This window comes from Stenotrophomonas maltophilia (assembly GCF_003970865.1).
GTDB lineage: Bacteria > Pseudomonadota > Gammaproteobacteria > Xanthomonadales > Xanthomonadaceae > Stenotrophomonas > Stenotrophomonas maltophilia_AR.
This window is the reverse complement of the sequence record NZ_RXLZ01000155.1, coordinates 1-719: the sequence shown is the minus strand read 5'-3', so window position 1 is coordinate 719 and position 719 is coordinate 1. Positions and strand designations below refer to the sequence as shown.

General features: G+C 67.7%; 1 pseudogene. It reads right to left on the bottom strand.

Annotated elements, in window-relative coordinates:
- Positions 1 to 719 (bottom strand): annotated as a pseudogene (locus EKL94_RS22490) (filamentous hemagglutinin N-terminal domain-containing protein); the annotation flags it as partial.

The following is a 719-nucleotide window of genomic DNA, read 5'->3' as shown; positions in this document are numbered from 1 at the left end:
GCGACAGCGTGCCGCCCGCGTTCACGCTGCCCAGCAGCAGCGTATCGGCGGCCACGTCGATATCACCACCGGACAGGTTGAGCGCGCCACCGAAATGGTTGCCGGCGTTGCCGAGCGCGATGCGTCCACTGCCTGCATTGACCTGCACCGCACCTGCGGCGTGCACGCTACCGCCCACGCCGTTGGGCGCCGCGATCTGCACGATGTCCGCATTGCTGCTGGACAGGGTCAGCGAACCACCGCTGCGCAGGTCACCACCCAACCGCAGGCCATCGCGGCCTGTCAGCGTCACGTTGTTGCCGGCCAGCAGCGCATTGGCCTGCAACACCCCGCCATCGGCGAGCAAGGTCAGGTCGCCGGTACCGGTATCGATGGCAGAGGCCGGCAGTTGCAGGCCTCCCCCGGCATGCAGGCGGACGCCTGACTGCCCGGCGTTGTTCAGACGATCAATCTGCAGATCACCCGCGGTGCGCAGGTCGATGCCGTTGCCGTCGAGTCCGACTGTACCTGTGAACCGGTTGTCGGCGCGATCCAGCGCGATGGCGCCCTGCGTGCGCACGTCGCTGCGCCCGCCGACCTGCACCGCCGCCTTCTGGGAAATACCAGCGCTGCCGGCACGTGCATCCAGGTTACCGGATACCGATACAGTGTCGAACAGCAGGCCACCACTGGTGCCGAGAGTAACGTTGGCCCCCTGCAGGGCGACGCTGCCGTCGAAG